At 52.1% G+C, this 22,084-nt stretch carries 27 protein-coding genes and 1 tRNA gene; 16 read left to right on the top strand and 12 right to left on the bottom strand.

The annotated features are described in order from the left end of the window. Positions 1–42: 42 nt before the first annotated feature. Positions 43–1,119: a helix-turn-helix domain-containing protein gene (locus tag IR195_RS09230; protein WP_206049537.1), complete on the bottom strand. Its 1,077-nt coding sequence runs from the start codon at positions 1,117–1,119 to the stop codon at positions 43–45. 17 nt (positions 1,120–1,136) lie between these two features. After that, the gene (locus IR195_RS09225; RefSeq protein WP_206049536.1) at positions 1,137–1,757 is read right to left on the bottom strand and encodes a hypothetical protein; all 621 of its coding nucleotides are present in this window, start codon (positions 1,755–1,757) and stop codon (positions 1,137–1,139) included. 267 nt (positions 1,758–2,024) lie between these two features. Between IR195_RS09225 and IR195_RS09220 the strand changes: the two genes are divergently transcribed. The 10 genes from IR195_RS09220 to IR195_RS09175 all read left to right on the top strand — a co-directional run bounded on the left by IR195_RS09220 (position 2,025) and on the right by IR195_RS09175 (position 6,737). Then, the gene (locus IR195_RS09220) at positions 2,025–2,411 is read left to right on the top strand and encodes a response regulator transcription factor (protein WP_206049535.1); all 387 of its coding nucleotides are present in this window, start codon (positions 2,025–2,027) and stop codon (positions 2,409–2,411) included. Continuing rightward, complete coding sequence (locus IR195_RS09215; protein ID WP_206049534.1) at positions 2,408–2,587, top strand: hypothetical protein; 180 nt, start codon at positions 2,408–2,410, stop codon at positions 2,585–2,587. Before IR195_RS09220 ends, IR195_RS09215 begins: the two co-directional genes overlap by 4 nt. After that, positions 2,584–2,910, top strand: coding sequence for a hypothetical protein (locus IR195_RS09210; protein ID WP_206049533.1), 327 nt, complete (start codon positions 2,584–2,586; stop codon positions 2,908–2,910). Before IR195_RS09215 ends, IR195_RS09210 begins: the two co-directional genes overlap by 4 nt. Before the next feature lie 10 nt (positions 2,911–2,920). Further along, the gene (locus tag IR195_RS09205; RefSeq protein ID WP_206049532.1) at positions 2,921–3,064 is read left to right on the top strand and encodes a hypothetical protein; all 144 of its coding nucleotides are present in this window, start codon (positions 2,921–2,923) and stop codon (positions 3,062–3,064) included. 256 nt (positions 3,065–3,320) lie between these two features. Further along, positions 3,321–3,560, top strand: coding sequence for a hypothetical protein (locus IR195_RS09200; RefSeq protein WP_206049531.1), 240 nt, complete (start codon positions 3,321–3,323; stop codon positions 3,558–3,560). Position 3,561: 1 nt separating this feature from the next. Beyond that, positions 3,562–4,506: a recombination-associated protein RdgC gene (locus IR195_RS09195; protein ID WP_206049530.1), complete on the top strand. Its 945-nt coding sequence runs from the start codon at positions 3,562–3,564 to the stop codon at positions 4,504–4,506. Further along, on the top strand, positions 4,499–4,792 hold the full coding sequence (locus IR195_RS09190) for a hypothetical protein (protein WP_206049529.1): 294 nt from the start codon (positions 4,499–4,501) through the stop codon (positions 4,790–4,792). The genes IR195_RS09195 and IR195_RS09190 overlap by 8 nt, the downstream gene beginning before the upstream one ends. 73 nt (positions 4,793–4,865) lie before the next feature. After that, positions 4,866–5,378 carry a hypothetical protein gene (locus IR195_RS09185; protein WP_206049528.1) on the top strand — a complete coding sequence of 171 codons (513 nt, stop codon included), beginning with the start codon at positions 4,866–4,868 and terminating at the stop codon, positions 5,376–5,378. 1 nt (position 5,379) lies between these two features. Continuing rightward, positions 5,380–5,688: a helix-turn-helix domain-containing protein gene (locus IR195_RS09180; RefSeq protein ID WP_206049527.1), complete on the top strand. Its 309-nt coding sequence runs from the start codon at positions 5,380–5,382 to the stop codon at positions 5,686–5,688. Continuing rightward, on the top strand, positions 5,595–6,737 hold the full coding sequence (locus tag IR195_RS09175) for a tyrosine-type recombinase/integrase (RefSeq protein WP_206049526.1): 1,143 nt from the start codon (positions 5,595–5,597) through the stop codon (positions 6,735–6,737). Before IR195_RS09180 ends, IR195_RS09175 begins: the two co-directional genes overlap by 94 nt. A gap of 42 nt (positions 6,738–6,779) precedes the next feature. Here IR195_RS09175 and IR195_RS09170 read toward each other — a convergent pair. Together IR195_RS09170 and IR195_RS09165 are read right to left on the bottom strand one after the other, a co-directional pair. Beyond that, positions 6,780–6,870: transfer RNA gene (locus IR195_RS09170), tRNA-Ser, on the bottom strand. A 58-nt stretch (positions 6,871–6,928) separates the two neighbouring features. After that, positions 6,929–8,635, bottom strand: coding sequence for a potassium/proton antiporter (locus IR195_RS09165; protein ID WP_125747687.1), 1,707 nt, complete (start codon positions 8,633–8,635; stop codon positions 6,929–6,931). A 147-nt stretch (positions 8,636–8,782) separates the two neighbouring features. On the opposite strand from IR195_RS09165, the gene IR195_RS09160 reads away from it, so the two are divergent. Both IR195_RS09160 and IR195_RS09155 read left to right on the top strand, forming a co-directional pair. Continuing rightward, positions 8,783–9,943: an ABC transporter substrate-binding protein gene (locus IR195_RS09160; protein ID WP_206049525.1), complete on the top strand. Its 1,161-nt coding sequence runs from the start codon at positions 8,783–8,785 to the stop codon at positions 9,941–9,943. 26 nt (positions 9,944–9,969) lie between these two features. After that, complete coding sequence (locus IR195_RS09155; RefSeq protein ID WP_206049524.1) at positions 9,970–11,355, top strand: 3'-5' exonuclease family protein; 1,386 nt, start codon at positions 9,970–9,972, stop codon at positions 11,353–11,355. A gap of 35 nt (positions 11,356–11,390) precedes the next feature. On the opposite strand, the gene IR195_RS09150 is transcribed toward IR195_RS09155, so the two are convergent. From IR195_RS09150 to IR195_RS09140, 3 genes are all read right to left on the bottom strand, one after another. Continuing rightward, a complete protein-coding gene (locus IR195_RS09150) occupies positions 11,391–12,197 on the bottom strand; it encodes an alpha/beta fold hydrolase (RefSeq protein WP_206049523.1) in 807 nt (268 codons plus the stop codon). A 55-nt stretch (positions 12,198–12,252) separates the two neighbouring features. After that, positions 12,253–12,921, bottom strand: coding sequence for a 7-cyano-7-deazaguanine/7-aminomethyl-7-deazaguanine transporter (locus IR195_RS09145; RefSeq protein ID WP_206049522.1), 669 nt, complete (start codon positions 12,919–12,921; stop codon positions 12,253–12,255). A gap of 162 nt (positions 12,922–13,083) precedes the next feature. Beyond that, positions 13,084–15,000: a propionyl-CoA synthetase gene (locus IR195_RS09140; RefSeq protein ID WP_206049521.1), complete on the bottom strand. Its 1,917-nt coding sequence runs from the start codon at positions 14,998–15,000 to the stop codon at positions 13,084–13,086. A 287-nt stretch (positions 15,001–15,287) separates the two neighbouring features. On the opposite strand from IR195_RS09140, the gene IR195_RS09135 reads away from it, so the two are divergent. Beyond that, positions 15,288–15,608, top strand: a complete 321-nt coding sequence (locus IR195_RS09135) for an ArsR/SmtB family transcription factor (RefSeq protein WP_083004010.1) — start codon at positions 15,288–15,290, stop codon at positions 15,606–15,608. Positions 15,609–15,652: 44 nt separating this feature from the next. On the opposite strand, the gene sohB is transcribed toward IR195_RS09135, so the two are convergent. Beyond that, the gene (sohB, locus tag IR195_RS09130) at positions 15,653–16,699 is read right to left on the bottom strand and encodes a protease SohB (protein ID WP_146945379.1); all 1,047 of its coding nucleotides are present in this window, start codon (positions 16,697–16,699) and stop codon (positions 15,653–15,655) included. A gap of 135 nt (positions 16,700–16,834) precedes the next feature. Between sohB and IR195_RS09125 the strand changes: the two genes are divergently transcribed. Beyond that, positions 16,835–17,146, top strand: coding sequence for an SCP2 sterol-binding domain-containing protein (locus tag IR195_RS09125; RefSeq protein ID WP_125747673.1), 312 nt, complete (start codon positions 16,835–16,837; stop codon positions 17,144–17,146). Between the two features lie 23 nt (positions 17,147–17,169). Here IR195_RS09125 and nudC read toward each other — a convergent pair whose 3' ends face one another. Genes nudC through IR195_RS09105 form a run of 4 tightly spaced genes read right to left on the bottom strand, consistent with a single transcriptional unit; the run spans position 17,170 to position 19,951 of the window. Beyond that, entirely contained in the window at positions 17,170–17,949 is a 780-nt protein-coding gene (gene nudC, locus IR195_RS09120; RefSeq protein ID WP_125747670.1) for an NAD(+) diphosphatase, read from the bottom strand. Beyond that, a complete protein-coding gene (gene dnaQ / locus IR195_RS09115) occupies positions 17,942–18,694 on the bottom strand; it encodes a DNA polymerase III subunit epsilon (RefSeq protein ID WP_172420789.1) in 753 nt (250 codons plus the stop codon). Before dnaQ ends, nudC begins: the two co-directional genes overlap by 8 nt. Continuing rightward, positions 18,682–19,161, bottom strand: coding sequence for a ribonuclease HI (rnhA, locus tag IR195_RS09110; RefSeq protein ID WP_125747666.1), 480 nt, complete (start codon positions 19,159–19,161; stop codon positions 18,682–18,684). The genes dnaQ and rnhA overlap by 13 nt, the downstream gene beginning before the upstream one ends. Continuing rightward, the gene (locus IR195_RS09105) at positions 19,154–19,951 is read right to left on the bottom strand and encodes a class I SAM-dependent methyltransferase (protein ID WP_206049520.1); all 798 of its coding nucleotides are present in this window, start codon (positions 19,949–19,951) and stop codon (positions 19,154–19,156) included. The genes rnhA and IR195_RS09105 overlap by 8 nt, the downstream gene beginning before the upstream one ends. Before the next feature lie 111 nt (positions 19,952–20,062). On the opposite strand from IR195_RS09105, the gene gloB reads away from it, so the two are divergent. Then, positions 20,063–20,830, top strand: coding sequence for a hydroxyacylglutathione hydrolase (gloB, locus tag IR195_RS09100; protein ID WP_172420787.1), 768 nt, complete (start codon positions 20,063–20,065; stop codon positions 20,828–20,830). 29 nt (positions 20,831–20,859) lie between these two features. Then, positions 20,860–22,065, top strand: coding sequence for a transglycosylase SLT domain-containing protein (locus IR195_RS09095; protein ID WP_206049519.1), 1,206 nt, complete (start codon positions 20,860–20,862; stop codon positions 22,063–22,065). Positions 22,066–22,084 lie beyond the last annotated feature (19 nt).

Here is a 22,084-nt window from a genome sequence, read left to right as displayed (position 1 = left end):
ACACAAAAAACCGCCTTTCGGCGGTTTTTTGTGTTACGGGCTTTAAACTACTTCCAGCTTTGCATTGCGTTTTTCTTTCTTCTGAGGTCCAGCACTGTGGCCAGTCAAACCTACAATCAAACCTTCAATCTCATCTAAAGGCCATGAAAGTTGGTCAGCTATTTCGGCTTTTGTTATTTTCTCAGACCATAATTGAGACAAAACCTTGAGCCATATCGCTGATTTTTCACGCTCAATCCCAATAGGCTCTCCTGATCGGTACCCTCTTCTACCAAGCTCAATACAAATGCTTTTATACTGCCAGTCGCTTAGGATACTAACTGAATGCAGTCTGTACGCCATTGCCATAGCAGACACACGCCAGCGGCTTTTAGCTTTAATTACTACATCAGTACTGATAAATCCTGGCATCCTAGAAACCACATCATCTCTAGGCATCAAGAAAGAAGAGGCAAACGCATTGGCCTCTCTCTCAGCCTCACGAGAGCCGCCAGTGCCACCGTGCTTATGAAGTACAAGGTGACCTAATTCGTGAGCAGCATCAAAAATACTATGCTCTGCTGTCTTGAAGTTATTCAAGAAAATATAAGGCGTTGAGTTCCTCCAAAATGAAAACGCATCTACGGATGCTGTAGATTCGGACAACGATAAAAATCTAACCCCCTGAGATTCTAGTAAATGTACAATATTTGAAATTGGTTTGAGCCCTAACCCCCAATGCTGTCGCAGTGACATTGCAGCCACTTCAGGAGAGGTTTCATAGCTTAGATCAAGTAGATTAGCGTCAGGCAAGCTAAACCTTTCTTCGACCCAGTCAATAAGTTGAAGCCCCAGGGTGCCTGCCGTAAGAGCTGCATCTCTCTCTTTTGCAGTCATCTTAGTCAAGCTTCTAAAGCTAACAGCTTCAGTTTGTATAGGCTCAAGCTCATCCTGATAAAAGAAATCCAAAGGATAACCTAGAGCCTTTGCGAGCTTTCCAACTGTAGACTCATCAGGAGGGTTGACTGATTTTTCAATCCTCGACACGGTCACGGGAGTTACCCCAGCTAACTCAGCTAAAGCTTTAGCAGATAGCCTTCTGCGTTTCCGAGCCAAAATCAGACGATTGTGGTTAAACATTTTGCTCTCCTGAGCATTTACCTCCGTGCGACGACCGGGTCAAAGGTGTTATCAGTATCGCCGTCTTCGTTAAGCAGCGGATCAATATCAAAATCCGAGCCATCTGAAATATAGATACGCTCATAACATTCGTAATAGTTACCAAACTCAACTGTAGGGCATGACAGCTCAGCAGCGCCTCTGCTATCCATCATGAAAAAATAAGTCGTAATATCGTCATTTGTCGGTGATGCATCCGGCAGTAAATGATCAAACATATCAAAGGTGTGGGAGCAAGCTCGTTCAGCCGCTGCACCTCTTGGAGAGCGGGCTTTAGGGCTTGAATCATCTTCACTAGCAATTTTAATGTTTGAAAAACCGACTCTAATCTTTAGTGAGTCATTGCGGATAAACTCCATGTTATCTAGACGCTCAATTCTCCATTCATCACCTACGAATAAACGGCGAAGAGCAGCAACCCCTTGTAGGTAGGCGAACAGGCCAGCAGCGTTTGCAGGGTGAAAAGGCGTTGCATCGGCTGCGGCTGACATTGCCTGCGTGCGTACCTCTAGGAGCTTCTCTCTACTCAATTCAAGCTGATTCAATCGTTGATTTATGCTTGGTTCATCTTTAAAAACCCTGGGTTTATGAAACTGCATGATCGCACCTCATGTTAATTTTCTCACCCCTACTGTAGGGTAGAAAAAATTAACATGCAAGTAGACCTGTGCTGACAGTGCTTCTGACCAATCTAGAATTCATCTATTCAAGCTGACAGCCTGTGCCCTTTTTACTTTAAAAAATGGCTTTACCAGCGGTAGTGCCATCTGAATTAGACGTTAAAAATTAAATATGGGTTTTCCTATTGACCCTTAATATGTGTTTACCTATATTGCACCTATGAATATATAGGTGAGGGCTAATTCATGCACATCAAACAAGGCAATTGGCAGGCACGTATCAACCCACAACGCGGGAGCTTAGGGCTTACCCGCACTGAGGCGGTAGATCTCATGTTGTTGGCCGCGGGCAACACCTGCAAAGAGATAGCGCGCACTACCGGGCGCTCCCCTGAAACCGTTCGCAGCAGTCTCAAAAAGGGCTATCACAAGCTAGGCGTTTATAAAGCCGCTGGCGCGGTTGCCGAAGCTTTGCGCCGTGGCTGGATTACCCCGCTACTGGTCGCACTCATTATCAGCGGCATCAACCCAGACGCCGACACGATGCGCCACCGCTCGCCAACACGTAGCCGCCAGCAAGTTAGCGCCAGCCGCACGCTAACACGCCGTGACGTAGGGAGCGTGTACGCATGAACTTCCAGATCAAACAAGCGCTGCTGCGCATCAAAGGCACCGCGCGCGCCATGCGTGAAGACGCCGAAGCCGCACGCACCAAAAGCATCCCTATCGAACCGGCCGCGCTCGACCACTACGCCGCGATGCTCGACAAGGCCCTCGACACACTGGAAACCCAAGGTGGTGCCCAATGAGCAACCAACGCACAAACACTAAATGGGCAGTTGCCCTGCTAGCTCTTGTAGCAGCTATGGGAATGCTAGCCGAGGGCGAAGCCGAAGATGCCGAGCGTGACGTTCTTGTTTATTGCGAGGGCGTGGCTGTTTTCGAAGCCGAAAAAGCACGGGGCGTGCCGCTTGAAAACCGTACTGGCCATTACGACTGGGACGACTCAATCGATGTAGCGGAACAGTGCCCAGGCATGCGCCCAGCCGCGCCAGCGGTGAAAAGTCGCGAACACATCGTTTACAGCTACCCCAACCACGCACAGCCACCCGTTCAAATTGTTCAGTTTTGAGGTGATGACGATGACCACCTTCCGCGTATACGGCATGACCGAGAGCAAAGCCCGCCAGCTAGCACGTTCCCTGCCGCCCAAAAACAGAGAGTCAATCGAGGATTACGAGAATCGAGTGCAAGAGCGTTTCGAACAGCTCATGGGTGGCGGGTAAGAGGTTCCGCTGAGCGCCGCCTTTGATGCGCCGCAATTCGCAAAACAGTTCATCGATTTAGCCAAGCGAGCCGGACGGTACCGAAACCTTCACATTAGGCGACCTGAAACCATCCAGGTTCAGCGAGGCAAGAAGACCGTAAACACCACTTACTGGAAAGAATACGTCACGTGATCGATCAAGCCGCCTTCGACCGAATTTTCAAACAGCCAACGCCAGCTAACGGCGACAAGCCCCAGCAGGGAGACACTAATCAATGAGCGACACAACACCTAAGTGGCCCGGCCAACTCAGCCGCCAGCAAGCCATCGCCCTGCTGGAATCCATAACTGATCGCGAAGACCCGTACTGGTCAGACGTTGCCGATGATTTCTATGACGAAGATACCGACACGATGCCCAGCATTTTCCACCTCTTCGCCGCGCTCGGTATCTCCGAAGAAGAGTACAAGGCAGCGACAGGCGCCCAGAACGTCAACTGGCCGGGAGACGAATAACATGTGGTTCAAAAACCTACACCTCTACCGCTTACACGGCCACCAGCTGTTAAGCCCCGAACAAACGGCAGAGCTATTAACCGAGCATGCTGCCAAGCCGCTAGGCAATGCCGACGCGCGCCGGATCGGATGGACAGCGCCAGCGGGTCGCATGGGTGGCGGGCAACTGCTGCACACCCTGCAGGGCGATAGTCACCGACTGATCAGCGCACTACGCCAAGAGCGTTTGCTGCCCTCCTCTGTGATTGCCGAAGAAGTAGCCGACAAGGTGGCAGAGATTGAAGCCACCGAGGCACGCAAGGTAACGCGCAAAGAGAAAGCCGCACTGAAAGAGCAGGTCACGGAGGAGCTATTGCCCCGCGCTTTCGTGCGCAGCCAGAAAATAGACCTGTGGTGGGATGTAGAGCGCCAGCTGATCGGCGTAAATACTAGCAGCCGCTCACGCGCTGAAGACGTGCTCGACATACTGCGCGAAACACTTGGTAGCTTGAAGGTAACACCGCTCACGTCTCAAACGCTCCCCATCCGCGCGATGACTGAGTGGCTTGGCGATACAGCTAGCCGACCCGCTGACCTGCAGCTAGGCGACAACTTCGAGCTAAAAGCCAAAGGCGATGACGGCGTGGTGCGTGCACGTCAGGTGGATCTCGACAGCGACGAGATGCAGCAGCTCCTCGAAAGCGGCCGCCAAGCTAGCAAGCTCGCACTCAGCATCGAAAGCCAGCTCTCGTTTGTTCTGCACGACGATCTCGCGCTTAAATCCATCCGCTTCGGTGATGCACTGATCGAAGAAGCCGACGCCACCGACGATGGCGACAACGCCCTAGCCCGCCTGGAAACCGACTTCGTTCTCATGGCAGGCAGCCTGCGCCAGAACGTTGAACGTCTAATGGAGTGGCTGGGCGGCGAAGCCAAGCGTAATAGCGAGGGCGACCGCAATGCATGAACCCATCATGACCACAGACCCCAACACCGGTGAGCAAATACAGCTGGTGAGGCTAGCCCAACGTTACCAGCTACCGAAAGGAACCGTGTATAGCCGCTACTTGGCAGGCAAGCGTGGAATGCAGCTTGTAGCGAATCAGAAGCGCGGCAGTGTTAGTGACTCCGTCCGAGAACGCCTGGAGCTGGAAGAGCGCAACCGCTACATCGAGCTAGCGAAATGTTCGCCATTAGCAAAACCGTTTAAGCACATTGGTGACACACGCAAAATGGCTGGAGATGTTCAGTGAGCTACCAGCAAATTGGCTTCGACATAGTGAAATGGCCAGAGCCACGAGTTTTGATTCAGGAGGGTATGGAGCTATGACCCAGCCTACCCACACCCACCGCACTAGCGGTGGGCGCTTCACGCAAACTGGCGAGCAATTGGGCGGCGGCGCCCTGGAGGGACAACTGCTGGTGTTTTATCACGATCTCGATAAAGACATTAGCAGCATTACGACCGAAACGGACTGGCGGCAGAACTGGCGCTTAATTGCCCCCGATGACTGCACCGTGTGTATGGGTACCGGTACCGACCATATCAAAGGCAACAAAGCCAACCCTTGCGGGCATTGCTTTGGTTTAGGAAAGGTCATGGAAAGCGGCAAGGCAGCTGGCGGAGTATGGGATCTAGCCGCAATAGCAACCGGCATTATCAAGCGCCAGCAAGCCGAACTAAACCAACTGGGGCAGGTTGCGAACAACCCAGGCGTAAAAGCGCTAATCGAGCAGCAGCGCCAGCAAGCGATAGACGACAGCACGGCGCGGCAGGAACAAGAATGGCGTAACGGCAAAGGCTTTGGTTCCGGTGGCCAGCGGTATACAGGAGATTGATATGTCGGTGCTTACCTACACACCAAAAGAGGCATCCAAAGCGCTCAGCGTGTCGGTAGCCACCGTGTACCGCTGGATGGATGACGGCACTCTGCCCGTAGTGATGCTGGGTAAGCGCCGGATGATTCACGCAGAGCGGCTGCGGCAAAAACTGGACGCCGACTGCGCTGGGCAGCAAACTGAACTAGCGCCCGGCGTGGTGAAAGGAGAAACACCATGCCCCACAAACGTAAGGGTTCACCGTATTGGTGGACCAAAATCACCCCGCCGGGAGGCGGTACGCCGATTAGACGCTCTACTGGGACGGTAGACTATCGGGAAGCAAAAGCGCTTGAAGCCAAGTGGCGATCGGAGCTCTATCAACAAAACGCTTGGGGTACAGCGCCCCAGCATTCATTCGCCGAAGTTGCGACAGAGTTTCTGGTGGCCAGCAAGGAAAAGCGAACCTTTGGGGATATACAGCGGCGAGTCGGCCGACTCTATGACCACTTTGGGCCAGACGTCGTCATGGAAGAAATGGCCGGAAAGGACGTGCGGGAGTTTATCTCTGCTCGGCAAGCCGATGGCGTGAAGCCAGCGACCATCAACCGAGAACTATCGATTCTCAGCGCGATGATCAACCACGCGATTGAGCAATTAGAGTGGCCCATGAGCAATCCTGTTCGCGGCAGGAAGCTCAAGGAACCAGAGGGACGCGTGAGGTGGATTACTCACAATGAGGCAGATCGGTTAGTAACAGCAGCCAAAACGCAGCGAAGCGGTGAGCGGCTGGCAGACTTCATTCTATTGGCTCTGAACACAGGCGCCAGGATGAACGAACTGTTGAAAATGAGCTGGAGTCGCGTCGACTTCCATAATGCCTTACTACATCTGGAAGGTGAAGACACGAAAAGCGCCAAGCGTCGCTCGGTACCGCTGAACGATGCAGCGCTGGCAGCATTAAAAAGGCGCTGGGTATGGGTGTCGCAAAACTGCCCATACAGTGAATGGGTATTTGCCAAGGCTAACGGTGAACGCCTGGGATGCATCCGGCAAGGGTTCAAAAGTGCGTGCACCACTGCTCGCATCACGAACTTCCGAATCCACGATCTCAGGCACACATGCGCAAGCTGGATGATCAGCGAAGGCGTGCCGCTTATGGACGTAAAAGAAGTGCTCGGACACTCCACCGTGAAGATGACCGAGAAGTATGCCCACTTGGCACCCCACCGCGCACGCGATGCGGTTAACCAGTTGGGCCAGCGCTCGAATGGAAGCACCCCAGCCGAAGTGGCTCAGGATTTCCAGACACAATCTGGACACACTGAAAGACCGGTGAATTTAATAGAGGGCATGCTAGGAAGGAAACGCAGAGCCTAGAAACGAAAAAAGCCCCGTAAAAACGGGGCTTTAGAATCGAGGTGGCGGAGGGACAGGGATTCGAACCCTGGATAGGCTATTAACCTATGCCGGTTTTCAAGACCGGTGCATTCAACCGCTCTGCCATCCCTCCGGCTTATGGGTGCGTATAATAACAGCTTTCCCTTGGAAGTCAACGCCTTTCCGATTAATTAGTAGAGCCTTAAGCCAACACGGGTAATGTTCCCGCCTTCCATTTCACTAACCACCCAGTGAATGCCATGCCAGTCGACATCGTCGCCTACTACGGGGTGGCCGCCGACGCGTAGCGAGATAAACTCCGCAAGTGTCATGTCCTGCTCGCCGGGGCTTAAGGTTAAACCGTAGGCTTGGGCAATATCCTGCATTTGCGCTTCGCCATCCAAGGTAAAGGTACCAAAGAAAGCCCGCTCTTGTTTGAGCTTTGCATCGCCGTTGAAGAGGCGATTGAGCGCGGCGAGGTCTTCAGTGCGCCCAATGACACAAATAACATCATCAAGCTTTAACCGCGTACTCCCTTTAGGGTGAAGCATCACGTGGTTGCGAAATAGCGCCGAAATCAATGCCCCCGAAGGGAAACGCAGTAGCCGGATAGGAACATCTTCTAAGTCTTCGTTTTCGACTACGTAAACAAACATCTCAAAATCATTATCCGGCATTATGCCTAGCGGCCCTCGGCGGTTCGGCGTGGTACCTACTGGCACTTCTACTTTCAGCCATCGCGCCATAAGTGTTAGCGAACCGCCCTGAATAAGCAGCGACATCAGTACCACCGCAAATGCCACATTAAAGTACAGCGAGGCGTTTTCCACCCCGCCGATTAACGGGAAGATGGCCAGCACGATAGGTACTGCGCCCCGCAGGCCAACCCAGGCAATAAAGAAGGTTTCTCGCCAGCGGAATTTGAAAAATGGCTTAATGGTGATCAACACCGCCAGGGGCCGTGCAACAAAAATCAGTGCTAGCGCAACCAGTCCTGCTGGCAATGCCACGTCCCAGAGCTGGCTTGGCGTAACGAGTAAGCCTAGCACCAGGAACAAACCAATCTGGCTCAACCAAGCCAACCCATCGTGTACCGGAAGAATAAAGTTAAGGTGCCGCCCAGGCTGATTACCAATCATCAACCCTGCTAAATAAATGGCCAGGAAGCCGCTGCCGCCGAGTACACTGGTTAACCCAAACACACTAAACCCAAGCGCCAGCGCTAGCATGGCATAAAGACCCGGGGCTAGATCTAACCAACGCAGTAGCTTAGCGCTTAGCCAGCCACCACCAATGCCCACAATTAAGCCAATACCAAACTGGGAAATGAAGAACAGTAATGTTTCGCCAATGCCACCAATATCGCCAACCAGCAGTTCGACCAGCATCAGCGTGAGGAAAATGGCCATCGGGTCGTTGGTACCCGATTCAATTTCCAGCGTGGCCCCTACCCGCTCGTTGAGGTTAACCCCACGGCCGCTTAGCATCGAGAACACGGCTGCAGCATCGGTGGAGCCAACAATTGCCCCAACAAGTAACCCTTGTACTAGGGAAAGATCAAACACCCACATAGAAATAACACCAACAATAGCGCTGGTGATAAAGACGCCAAAGGTGGCTAACGAGAGCGCTGGCTTAAAGCCAACACGGAACGTTTTTAATCGCGTGCGAAGACCACCATCCAGCAGGATCATTGCCAGCGCTAGATGGCCAATCGTAAACGCCATGGTGTAATCATCGAACTCAACCCCTAGCAGGCCATCCTCGCCTGCCAGCATGCCAAGTCCTAGGAAAATCAGTAGCAGCGGCACTCCCATCATTGAAGAAAGACGGCTCGCTAAAATGCTGAGCGCCATCAGGGAACCGCCAACTAAGAAGAACGTGTAAATTGCGTCCATGTCTCTCCGTCTCACCATCAATGCCGTTCTATTATTACATGCCACCGTACAATTTACTGAGCTTGTTAGGCTTGTCGCTTACAGGGACTAGCCAGATCCTTCACCTCACAGCTAAACTCCGGCGTCATACCATCGGGAGTTAAGGTTATGTTGAACGCTTTTTGGCGTGTCGGTTCACTTGTATTCTGTGCATTAAGCATTTTTTTATTATTTTCAATTTCAGCCACTTACGCAAATGAAGACAGCGAAAAAGATAGTACCAGTGAGCCGCTGACGCTTGAGAGCGAGGTCTCATTGCCCATTGGGCTATGGCCCTCTATAGGCAGTGGCACAGCAGAAGACGTGCCACAAGAAGCGCCCAGCATGGCGCTTACACCACCACCACCGCTAGAGCCGCCCCCCTTAAAGCAGCTTCGTCTAATGCTAGATTGGTATGTCAGCCCTCAGCACGCCGCCTTAATTGTGGCGAAGCAACGGGGTCTGTTTGCTGCCCAAGGGCTTGCGCTTGAGCTGTTAACCCCTGCAGACCCATCTATCGCGATCAAACTGTTGACGGCGGGAGAAGTTGATCTGGCATTAACGCGCCAGCCGTTGTTGCATTTACACGCTCACGATGGCGCCACCATTACCCGTATTGGTACGCTGATTGAGACGCCACTCAATGCAGTCATCGTGGCGGGAGACGCTCCAACAGGCGAAACTACCGATCAACTTGCCGGCTTGCACTATGGCTTTTCAACTCGCGAAGGGCGTGATGTGCTGGCAGATCAACTGGTGCCTACCTCATTTCGCCAAATCGATGATTTCGCTCCGCCGGAAAGCGTCCACTTTGATGCTGCCGGTGCCCTGCGAGAAGGCCGTGTTGATGCCATCGCCGATGGCTTTTACCACACGCTGCCACAGCAGCTGGCGTCAGATGGCATTGTCACCCATACCGTGCGTTACAACGATGTTGACGTGCCGCGTCATGATGGTTTGATCCTGCTGGCACATAGCGACACAGTCACAAAACAAGCAGCTACCTGGTCACGTGTTCTTATTGCCTTGGAAGAGGCGAGTAATTGGATTATTGAAAATCCGGATGCAGCATGGTCATTGCTGATTAGTAGCTATCCTGCTCTGGATAATGCGATTAACGAAGCCGCCTGGGACGATCTATTACGCCGTATCGCTATTAGTCCAGCGGCTCTTGATACCCGACGCTACGCATCATTTGAACGCTATCTTGAGCAAGCCGGTATTATCGAAACAGCATTGCCGGTTTCCCGCTTAGCCGTCAATCCTCATACGTTGATCGCTGTACGCTGAAATAGAATGGTAATAACGCAAGCATCATGAGTAACACGCCACTGATATTTATTGATGTTGAGACAACAGGCACCCGCGCAACGCGTGACCGCATTACAGAAATTGCGGCATTAAAGGTAGTCAATGATCACATAACGGATCGCTGGGTCAGCCTGATTAATCCCGGCACCAGCGTGTCTTCTCACATCAGCCAGCTCACCGGCATTTATGATGATATGCTGATTGATGCGCCCTCTTTTCAGGCCATTGCGCGCAGCTTGCGCGACTGGCTCGGTGAAGACTGTCTTGTCGCCCACAATGCACGCTTTGATGCCAGCTTTCTGCGCAACGAGTTCAAGCGTGCCGACATTACCTATCAGCCGCACCTCCTCTGCACACTGCGCATTTCCCGCCGCTTAATGCCTGAACTGCCCAAGCACAATCTCCGCGCCTTATTGGCGCATTTCAACATTCCACAAGTCCGCCAGCATCGGGCAGAGGATGATGCCACTGCGCTTTGGCAATTGTGGGAAACCTGGCAGCAGCAGTATGACGCTGACAGCTGGCAAGCCGCTCTTGCCGATGAGCAGCGCCACCGTAGTCTGCCCGCACATTTGCCCAGTGAGCAACTAACCGGGCTTCCTGCTTCGCCAGGGGTTTATGTGTTTTATGGCCACAACCGCCTTCCACTGTACGTTGGCAAAAGTATTAATTTACGCAGCCGCGTGCTGGGCCATTTCCAACGCGACCACCAGGACGATAAAGAGATGCGCCTTGCCCAGCAAATACAGCACATTGAGTGGGAAGAAACCGCTGGCGATTTAAGCGCCCAGTTAAGAGAGGCTCAACTGGTCAAAGAGCTAATGCCGATTATGAATCGACAGTTACGTCGTCAGGGGCATTTAAAAACGTGGTATTGGCCAACCAATCAACCTTGCCCAACACTGGTCAGCGGCAAAGTCATCAGCCAGCCTCAGCCGGGAAAGCTATTTGGTCTGTTTCGCAGTGCCAAAGAAGCGAAAGATGCGCTGCGCAATATTGCCGAAACACATCAGCTTTGCCCGCAAGTGCTCGGAATAGATAAAGGAACAGGACGGTGTTTTGCTAATCAGTTAGGCAAGTGTCGAGGCGCCTGCTGTGGACAGGAGCCACTTGAAAGCCACACGCAGCGCGCCCAAGAGGCACTAGCATCTTTTCAAGTAAAAACATGGCCTTGGCCCGGGCGAATTATTATTCGCGAGAAAAGCTGTAAAAATGGCCCAACTAGCCATCATGTGGTCGATCACTGGTGCTATTTAGGCAGCGCCGCGACTAAACAGCGTGCCTTGAGGCTGAAGGGAGTCGCTGCCAAATTTGATGTGGATACCTATCGCATCCTAAACCGCTTTTTACGTGAGCCCGAGCGGCATAATCTCACGGTGTTGCCGCTCTAGCTCTTTTTAGCTCTGCTTAGAAATTAGCCTTCAGGCTAGGAGTGGGCAGCCATAAATGCATCAACAGCTTGCTGGAATGCTGCTGGTTGATCGGCATGAAGCCAATGTCCGGCGTTTTTAAGTGTTACGACCCTTGCCCGCGGCAGTACTTCGCGTAGCGCTGGCAGCATGTCATCTGCGACGTAGTGCGAATCAGCGCCTTTAAGCACTAGGGTTGGCCCTTCGAAAGCGCGGTCACCATCAGGTTTACCGATAATCGCGTCATAACCACGTTGAATTTCAGCCAACCCAACGCGCACTTCCATCTCACCCTGCTCATTGCGCACTAAATTGGTGGCAAGAAACAGCCGAGTTGGACGGGAATCAACATGCTCAGCCAATAAGGCATCGGCCTCACGACGGTTAGTGGGTTTAGCCGCTTTTACCCGTTCGAGCGCAGCAAACACATCGTCATGACCGTGCTGATAAGCCACCGGAGCAATATCTGCCACCATCAGTGACGCACAGCGTTCAGGGTTCATACGCGCCAGCGTCATAGCCACCTTACCGCCCATTGAGTGACCCAATACATGTGCGCGTTCGACTCCATGCTTATCGAGCGCCGCCAACACATCTTGGCTCATAGCGCTATAGCTCATACCTTCTGCATGAGGTGAACGACCGTGGTTGCGAAGATCCACAGCAATAACCCGCCTACTGCGCTGCCAAACCTTTAAGTGCGAACGCCAGTTATCGGCGCTACCCAACAAACCATGGATCACCACAATAGGTAGTTGATCGTCGCTACCTGATTCGTCGAGCAAATCGATAACATAAAGATCAATACGGGCATCATCAGTCATGCGGGCTCCTCAGTCGTTACGCTTGGTTTTTAGGCTGGGCCGTTAAGCTTAACCGTTATGCGGTTTGGGGGGATGTATCAGCTTGCCCTGTCCACACGACTAGCCGACGCGTTAACCACGCTAACAACAGGCCATATAAAGGCAGGAAGAATAATAGACTAATGCCAAGCTTAATGGCGTAGTCGACCACGGCTATTTCTATCCAATGTTCGGCCATAAAAGGGTCTAGGCTGTTATAAAATGCAGTCGCAAAGAAAGCAAAGGTATCCGCTAGATTACCCAATACGGTAGAGCAAACGGGAGCTACCCACCACGCCCACTGACGAAGACGATCAAACACTTGAACATCGAGTAACTGGCCTAGCACGTATGCAAGGAAACTAGCCAACGCGATACGGGCAACAAATACATTCCACTCCCCCAAGGCTTCGATACCGACAAAGCTTCCCCGTGGAAAAATTACCGAAACAACGTAAGAGACCACCAACGCCGGAAACATGACGCGCAGTATAATTGAGCGAGCCGGCCCTTTGCCGAATAAACGAACCGTTAAGTCAGTTGCCAAAAAGATAAAGGGGAAACTGAATGCGCCCCAAGTGGTATGAAAACCAAACAGGGTAAATGGCAATTGAACCAAGTAGTTACTGGCGGCAATAATACCAATATGAAAGGCGACCATTACCAGAAGGCAACGACGGTGCTGGGTGTCGGTTAATGCAAACATGCAGGTTGGCCTTTTTTTGCAAGTCCGAGGGGTTAGGGAACCCTCATATAATAAGCGCGGTTAACGCCACTGGGGCGCGCATTATACGCCTTCTGTTAGGTAATTAAAGCCGCCCACCTGCCCGGGCGGCTCTATTGATCACGCTATTAGCAACGTTTTAACCTAAACGTCTAGCGACTTGGCTTGCTCAGATGCGCCGACAGAGCGCTCACGCATCGCCGCATGCACGTCTTCTAAGCTAGTCGGATCATCAATGGTTGAGGGAATACCGAACGACTTACCGTCGGCAATATTACGCAGTAACTTGCGTAAGATTTTACCCGAGCGAGTCTTGGGCAGGCGATTGACGACCAACACCTGCTTAAAGCAAGCAATCGGCCCAATGTGCTCGCGTACTCGGCTAATTAGCTCTGCCTCAAGCGTTGCCTCATCGCCATCGAAACCATCCTTAGTGATTACCAGCCCGATTGGCAGTTGGCCTTTTAGCTCGTCGTGAATACCAATAACGGCACACTCAGCCACCGCAGGATGTGCACCGACGATTTCTTCCATTTCACCAGTAGAAAGACGATGCCCAGCTACGTTGATTACGTCATCGGTTCTACCCATGATGAACAAGTACCCCTCTTCATCAAAGTAGCCACCATCGCCAGTCAGGTAATAACCTGGGTAGGCTGCCATATAGGCACTATGAAAACGTTGGGGGTCACGCCAAATACCGGTAAGACAGCCAGGTGGAAGCGGTTGCTTAATGACCACGCTGCCCTGCTGCATAGTGTCTGCTTGCTCACCATCCCGATCCAAAATTTGCACGTTAAAACCCGGCACCGGGAAGGTTGCCGAACCCGCTTTGGTGGGCGCAGTTTCAATACCAGGCAAGTTTGCAGCAATAGGCCAGCCGGTTTCAGTTTGCCACCAATGATCGATGACCGGTACATCCAATAGGTCATCAAGCCAATGAAACGTCGGTGGGTCTAAGCGCTCGCCCGCTACATATAAGTGTTCCAGGCTGCTGATATCGTAATTAGCTAGCAGCTTGGCATCAGGATCTTCTTTTTTGATTGCCCGGAAGGCAGTCGGTGCAGTGAAAAAGCTTTTGACCTTGTACTCGTCAATCAACCGCCAAAAGCCGCCTGCATCAGGCGTTTTAACGGGTTTCCCCTCATACACGATTGTGGTGCAGCCTCTCAGCAGCGGTGCATACACAATATAAGAGTGTCCGACGACCCAACCCACATCCGATGCGGTAAACATCACATCGCCAGGATTCAGGGCATAAATTGCTTCCATCGAATAAGCTAACGCTACCGCGTAACCACCTGTGTCTCGCATGACCCCTTTGGGCTTACCTGTCGTGCCAGAGGTATATAGGATATAGAGCGGGTCGGTCGCTTTTACTGGAACACAGTCAGCAAACGGCGCATCTGCTACCAGTGCTTGCCAGTCATGGTCGCCTTGATGGAGTTCCGCACGATGTGCATCACGTTGAAAAATGACGCAGGCATCCGGTTTAAAACTGCTGAGCGCTATGGCTTGGTCAACAATAGGCTTGTAAGGAAGCACTTTATCCACTTCGATGCCACAGGAAGCCGCAATCACTACTTTTGGCTCAGCATCTTCAATGCGCACCGCCAGTTCGTGGGGTGCGAAACCTCCAAACACAACCGAGTGAACTGCCCCTAATCGGGCGCATGCATACATTGCGATGAGCGCTTCAGGCACCATCGGCATGTAAATGACTACTCGGTCACCCTTTGTCACACCAAGGCGCGCAAGTCCTCCGGCAAACTTCGCGACACGATCACGCAACGTTTGATAGGTAATGGCTTGCTTTGATTGGGTAACGGGAGAATCCCAAAGGATAGCGGGCTGGTCGCCTCTACCCTGCTCGACGTGGTAATCGATCGCCGCGTGGCAAATATTCAGCTCGCCATCGTCAAACCAGCGAGCATGTTGCTGATCGTCATAGCTAAGAATTGTGGAAGGAAATTTGAACCAAGGTAACCGCTTGGCCTGCTCGCCCCAGAAGGCTTCGGGGTTTTCAACAGAGTGCTGGTACGTTTGCTGATAGAGGCTCATGGTGGGACTTGCCTTTATTGTGTCAATGAAACTAGCCGATTGTTGACACTTTATAAAGTAAGTCGCTATCTCACCCTCATACTATGGGATAAATCGCGACTAAAGCGCTACACGCCCAACACCATTGTCGACAAAACACTACAGCACTACCATTGATAGACCGTTAAACCAGCGTTTGGACAAATACCGCTAAATTACTGATCATTTAACAACTGATCCTCGCGACGCGACGATGCCTAAATAACCTATAACAACGCTGTCACAACTGTGTAGGCAAGGAGATCCTCATGTCTGCTTCTACTAGCGCCGCTGCCCGTTTATTGGAACATGATTGCCACGCCATTGAGGCGGGCACTAATCTACTTAAAGCATTGGCAAACGAAAAACGTCTCCAAATACTCTGTCTGCTGGCAGAAAAAGAGCTCTCAGTCACTCAGATCAACCAGCAGTTGGAACTAAGCCAGTCAGCGTTAAGCCAACACTTGGCAATTTTACGCCGCGACCAATTGGTCGACACTCGCCGTGAATCGCAAACCATTTACTACTCACTGAGTAGTGAAAGCGCCAAGGCGATTATTGACACCCTGGCGCACCACTACGCCGCCTAACTGTCAAGTTGCTATCAACAGCAGCTATAAACAGTAGCGATTAACTATCGACGCTGCCAACCCGCCGCATCGATTAAACCAAGCCCTTTAACAATGGCTTGTTCAACGCCCGCCGACACTGCCAAGCCTACCTTACGGCTAAGAGTTTTCGGCGGTTCAAGCTTCACGCTGTACACTTGAGCCTGCGCCATGCGTTCTACCAAATACGCCTCGCTGGTCCCAATACTGTCGGTCAGCTTCCTTTCAAGCGCTTCACTGCCGTACCAGATTTCGCCCGTCGCTAGTGCATCAATGTCCATGTCTGGGCGATGCTGAGAGACATACTCTTTAAACAACCGATGGGTGTTTTCTAAATCATCAATAAACTTTTCACGCCCCTCTTCGGTGTTTTCCCCCAACACGGTCAAGGTTCGTTTATATTTGCCCGCAGTCAGCAGCTCAACATCAATATCATTGCGCTTTAACAAGCGATGAATATTAGGCACCTGAGCGACAACGCCAATAGAGCCAATCACCGCAAACGGCGCAGCTTTAATATGGTTAGCTGTACACGCCATCATATAGCCGCCGCTAGCAGCCACTTTGTCGATGCATACCGTTGTGGTTAAACCTGCTGCTTGAAGGCGGTCAAGCTGCGCCGCCGCTAAGCCATAGGCATGCACAAGCCCACCCGCCGACTCTAACCGCACGACAACTTCATCCTCGGCTGCGGCAACATCAATAATCGCCGACACTTCTTGAGCAAACTGCTCAGTTTGTGACGCCTTGAGATCACCATGAAAGTCCAACACCCATACCTTCTGAGCGCCTTGAGCCTCTCCTTTACCGTGCTTGGCAGCCTTATGCTTTGCTTTCTCTTCTTGGCGAAACGCTTTGACCAGTTTTTTTCTTGCACCTTGTTCTGTCGTGGTAACGCGCAGCCTGCGGCCACGGGAACGTCGCTGGTCATTAAGCGACTCTACGCTGAGCTTAAGGCTAGTTTCCCCACTCTCCTTATTACGCAATATTAGCGCCAGCACGATACCTGCCATCGCCATCAGCAAGCTGGCTTGAATCAAAAACGTGCCCATCTCTACCATCCACTCGCTCATACCTTCTCTCCTACTCGACAATCTAGCTTGATTAAAACGCTTGTTTAAAATAACCTCATTGATAGCGTCGTGAGAAACTCACCTAACGCCTTACACCTGCTTGGTTAACGACCAAATAATTTTTGGGAATTTATAATGTCATCGAACACATTAGATAAACTTCAGTCGCGCTTTAACCCTGAAGCTGCCAAAGGAATGGATGAAGTATTCCAATTTCATTTCTCTGACGCAGGCAGCCACCACATGGTTATCCAGGACGGAACGCTGGACGTACACGAAGGTGAGCATGACGATCCTTCTGTGAGCCTAAGCATGAGTACAGATACGCTAAAAGGCATTATGAGCGGAGACGTCAATGGTATGACGGCTTTCATGACGGGTAAGCTGAAAGCTACCGGCAATGTCATGCTGGCCACTAAGCTGACCAGCCTATTTCCCAGCCAATAACGCCCATTCTCGCCCGTGAGCACTCAACGCCAGCGGGCGAGATGCGTTTCGATAAGTTCACGTGAAATTGAGTACGGTGGTGGCAATGAGGGTAGCTGCCTTGGCGAAAACCAAGCGGCATCACTAATCTCTACACCATCGATATGAATGCGCCGCGTCGTCGCTTCAGCAAAGAACCCAAACATTAGTGAATGCGGAAATGGCCACGCTTGGCTTTGGTGGTAACGAAGGTTTTCCACATGTACGCCCACCTCTTCGTATATCTCACGATGTACCGCTTCTTCAGCAGACTCTCCAGGTTCAATGAAGCCTGCAAGTGTCGAGTAACGTCCCGGGGGGAATCTTGGGCTTCGTGCTAACAGCATCGCCTCCCCACTGGTAACCAGCGTGATAATACAAGGAGAAATTCGCGGATAGTTACGGTGCCCACAGGCATGACAGTGCATTGCAAACTCAGCTTCCAACTTGGTTGCCTTTTCGCCACAACGCCCGCAAAAACGATGGTTCTCTAACCAAGCGCCGACCTGAAGTGCCGTCGATAGCAGGCTGAACCAGGAAACAGGTAACTCACCGAGCCACTGCCGCCCATCTATCCAGTCCTCACCCGGCTTACTTTCTACTAAGAGCGCCACTGGTTCATCGTGCCAATAGCATAGCGGCTGCATCCGCTCGTCCCAGGGTTGAGTCGGCTGTAACGGTGTCAACTCACCGCCTTCCGCCAACGGTGCTGGCGCTAGATGACTACGCGACACGCAGATAACACGACCTTCTCGCGCATAATGGGGAATTTCACGTCTAAGCATCGGCACTATTACCTTCAGACCAACCACCATCAAACCAACGTAATTGATGCGCCTGACATTTAGCCTGATGCGCGGCGCGCTCTTCCTCACTAGGCCGGATGACCCTCAACTGCCCTGGCGTCAACGCTAAACGCTGTACCGACAGCCCTTCATTGGCTTGATTGTTTTGCTGTTCACCTGACGATGCTTCTGAGTCAAGCGTCAGCGCCGTTTGCCCGCCTGTCATCGCCAAATAGACGTCGGCTAGGATCTCGGCATCCAGCAATGCGCCGTGCAACACGCGATGACCGTTATCAATATCGTAACGCTTGCATAATGCATCGAGACTATTACGCTGGCCTGGGTGCATCTGGCGAGCCATCACCAACGTATCAAGAATGCGGCAATGTTCGCTAACAGGGCCTAATGCGGGGGACCGCCGCCGCTGGTTTAGCATCATCAACTCATGATCAATAAACCCCACATCGAAGGGGGCGTTATGAATCACTAGTTCGGCTCCTGCTATAAATGCCCAGAAGTCATCCGCTACTGCGGCAAATACCGGCTCATTGGCTACCTTGGCATCATCAATACCGTGAACCGCTACGACTTCAGCATCAATATGTCGCTCCGGGTTGATATATTGATGATAGGAGCGCCCTGTCAACCGCCGGTTAATCATTTCAACGGCACCAATTTCCACTAATCGGTGACCATCTTTTGGGTCAATGCCGGTTGTTTCCGTATCCAAGATCACTTGGCGCATGCTGATCTCCTGTTATGCTCATCAATGGCTTCGTTGGCCAACGCATCGGCGCGCTCATTACCAGGGTGCCCACTATGCCCTTTTACCCAGTGCCACTCGACGCGATGCCGTTGAGTTTCCTCGTGAAGGGTCTTCCAGAGCTCAGCGTTTTTAACCGGTTGCTTAGCCGCGGTCTTCCAGCCCCGCTTAATCCAATTATGAATCCATTGAGTAATTCCCTGGCGCACATACTGGGAATCGGTCCAGAGAGCCACATCACACGGCTTATTTAGCGTTCGCAACGCCATAATGGCCGCCATTAATTCCATACGGTTGTTAGTGGTATCTGCTTCGAAGCCCTTTAGCGTCTTTTCATGCTGCCCACTGGACAGCACCACCCCCCAGCCGCCTGGGCCCGGATTTCCGCGACAGGCCCCATCGGTATACACCGTAACGCGAGGCAACCCATCGGTTGCTTGCTTACTCACTTTCACTATCCTTTTCTAAACGATGTTGACCTGAATGGTATCGCACAGAAGCACCGGTTCTTGTCGCTCCCAGAGACGTGGGAGTGATCGGTGCACGCAATCCAAATTTAAGGCGCTCTACCGGCGCATGGCGTTGTCGCCGCTGCGCTTGAATCATGTAACTTTCACCCAATGGTAAATTATGCCTGCGCCCTAACGCTTCCCATCGCCCTCCACAGGTGGCACTCATTGGCCCCCGAAAACAGCAGTAGTCTACGCGCTCTACATCAAAATCGACAAACGCCAGCCAGTCGCGCAAGCGGTTAGCCGTTCGCCACTGTCCGCTCCAGGGAAAACGCCCTTGCTGCTTACGCCAGCGCTGGGTTAATCCGTTCAGTGCTAGCGGGTTAAAACCAAATAGAACCAACACACCGCTATCGGAAGTTACCCGGGCAGCCTCTTGTAACGTGTGGTGGGCATCTGGCAAATGCTCTAGCCAGTGATGAATAACCACTGCTTCTATACTACGGTCTGGTAAGGCTAGGTGATCTGGCGGACAGACTAACGTGGATGCTGTCTCCGCCATTGCTCTCGTCGGTGACCAGCGAATAGTATGAGGAATGGCCGACATGGTCATCAACGTTGGCCCCATGCTCATCTCTAAACTGTGGCCGCCTTTGCGCCCTTCAACCAGCGGCCCTAAACACGCTCGCTGCGTTTCCCATAGCGAACGGCCAGCCTCTGTTTGCCAGTACGCTTGGCTTTCCGCCATCTGCTGGGCGAGCCAAGTTGCCGTTGACGAAGTTGACATGAACAGCGCTTCCCTCCACAGTAAATGCTTTTTAACGTTTTGAACGCCAGCGTAAGCGCCTTCGAAAGCGTATAGTTGCGCGTCTATTTTTTGAACTAAAGGATCTCGCCCATGATGAGCGTGACACCGATTCCCGCACTTAGCGATAATTACATTTGGCTATTAAGACAGGATACCAGTCAAAGCGTTTGCGTGGTGGATCCCGGTGAAGCAGCACCTGTCATCGCGTTCCTTGAGCGTGAGTCCTTAACGCTGGATACGATCTTAATCACTCATCATCACCATGATCATACGGGTGGCCTTGCAGAGTTGATTAAACGCTTCTCACCTCGGGTGATTGGCCCCGCTAACCCTACTATCGAAGGCATTAATGAACAGGTAGGGCACGGCGATGAAGTACGTATTATGGGGCGCCTTTTTGAAGTCATGGCCACGCCAGGACATACGTTAGATCACGTGAGTTACTTCACTCCAGGAATTCCTGCGCTACTTTTCTGCGGCGACACCCTGTTTTGTGGTGGGTGTGGCCGCTTATTTGAAGGATCGCCAGAGCAAATGTTTGCCTCTCTGCAAATCTTAGCGGAACTCCCAGAGGATACGCTGGTCTTTGCAGCGCATGAATATACGCAAGCGAATCTAACATTTGCTCGTGCTGCAGATCCTGATAACGAAGACGTTAAATATGCACTGCAGGAGTGTGAGAAGGCTCGGGCATTAGACCGACCCACCTTACCCAGCACGATAGGACGCGAGCTGAGGATCAACCCCTACTTGCGCGTGAGCACCGAGAGTGTGCGTCAAGCAGTAGGTACACATGGGGTCAATGATGATGATCTCGCCACGTTCACCACTTTACGTGAGTGGAAGAACCGTTTTTAAGAACGCTATCGAGTAAAAACGAACCGACTATGACTTATCGAACGATTCGCCAGCGCTTATTACTAAGCGCTGGAAGCACTGTTATTGTGAGCCTATTTTTAGCCGCAGCGGCCAGCTCTCAAGCCTCTACAACCGAAGCATACCAATCTAACAGCGCACACAATGACGCGCTCATTCCACCCGACGTTAGCCCTAATGCCTTTCAGCATCACTTCTGGGAAGCGCTTGAACTACAACCTCAAGATGCCTGGAGCACACTGCGGGATAGCTTCCAGTGGCAGGAAAAGAATCTCCCTGCCGATGCTCAAGCGCGTGTCGACAAGTGGATAGAGTACTACCGTTCCAGCCCGCAAAATATTGTCGCTATTACGGAACGAGCAACCCCCTGGCTTGCCTGGATCACCCAGCAAGTAAGCGAGCGTGGCCTTCCTGGAGAAATCGCGCTAATTCCGTTTGTTGAGAGTTCTTTCGACCCCAGCGCCCGGAGCCATCGAGGAGCCGCTGGACTTTGGCAGTTTATGCCGGGTACCGGAGATGCCCTAGGCTTGGTTCGCAACGGCAACTATGATGGACGTTTAGACGTCGTGACGTCTACCGCAGCAGCGCTTGATTATCTGGAAATGCAGGCAGATGAGTGGTACGAGGGTGACCTGATGCTGTCGCTGGCTGCTTACAATGCAGGGGCTGGCACCGTTAACCGTGCGCAACGCCAAGCTCAGAGTCAAGGTCTTGCAGGCGACTACTGGGAACTATCACTGCCCCATGAAACGATGCAGTACGTTCCTAAACTTAAAGCCATTGCGACAATCATCAACAACCCAGAACAGTACGGGGTTTCACTTCCCGATATTCATCCCGATCCCGCTTTTGCCAAAGTTCAGCTGGAGCAGCCAGTGAGCCTGGCACAAGCCTCTCAGCTTCTGGATGTTAGTCAATCCGCGCTGGCCGAGCTAAACCCTGGCTTACTAAATGGCAGCCTTGACCCACGCAGCGCACAGACGTTACTGGTGCCTGAAGAAGTCGACACTCAGGTGTTAGCTCAGCTTTCGCAATCAAACAATACTGCACTGGCATCAACCGGCACGCCTAACGTTCACCGCGTTGAAAGTGGCGATAACCTATCTGTGATTGCGTCACGCTATAATGTCACTCAACAAGATTTGATCAGGTGGAATGCTCTTGAACGCCCAGAAGTACTGAAGCCAGGTCAACTGCTATCGCTTTCAGGTCGGTAATGCGGGGAGTCTAACCCAG

The organism is Vreelandella venusta (genome assembly GCF_015689495.1).
In the GTDB taxonomy this organism is placed as follows: Bacteria; Pseudomonadota; Gammaproteobacteria; order Pseudomonadales; family Halomonadaceae; genus Vreelandella; species Vreelandella venusta.
Note: the sequence above shows the minus strand (reverse complement) of the source record. Positions and strands in the feature narration are given on the sequence as shown.